The sequence below is a fragment of the Arthrobacter sp. Y3223164 genome, assembly GCF_059091005.1.
In genome coordinates this window covers 1-418 of the sequence record NZ_JBNHGF010000878.1, presented here as the reverse complement: position 1 = coordinate 418, position 418 = coordinate 1, and the positions used below count along the sequence as shown (strand labels likewise).

Sequence of the window (418 nt, the reverse complement as noted above, 5' to 3'; positions counted from 1 at the left end):
AGGCGCTGGCCCGCGGCTGCGCGGACCTGCCGGCGGAATGCCTGCCGGATTTTGAGGCCGCGGTGCTGCCCGGCGCCGGGGACGTCACATTGGATACCGTGCGGTCCCGTGCCCGGCGGATGCGGGACCGGCTGCACCCGGAATCCCTGGAGCAGCGGCACCGGCGGGCGAACGAGTCCCGGGACGTGCAACTGACCGACCAGGACGACGGGATGGCCGAGTTGTGGATCCGGACCAGCGCGGACAAGGCGCATCTGGTCTTCGACCGGATCCAGGCCACAGCCCGCTCCCTCCAAGGCCCCGGCGAGGCCAGGACCCTGCCCCAACTGCGCGCCGACGTGTTCTCTGACCTCATGCTGACCGGCCGCACCTGCCCGGCCGGCGGGGCGGCCACGACGACGACGGACGACACGACACC

At 72.7% G+C, this 418-nt stretch carries 1 protein-coding gene; it reads left to right on the top strand.

Features of this window, described 5'->3' with window-relative positions:
• Nucleotides 1-418 (top strand): DUF222 domain-containing protein (locus tag AC5RUJ_RS18510; RefSeq protein ID WP_494156547.1); only part of this gene is annotated, 418 nt, incomplete at both ends.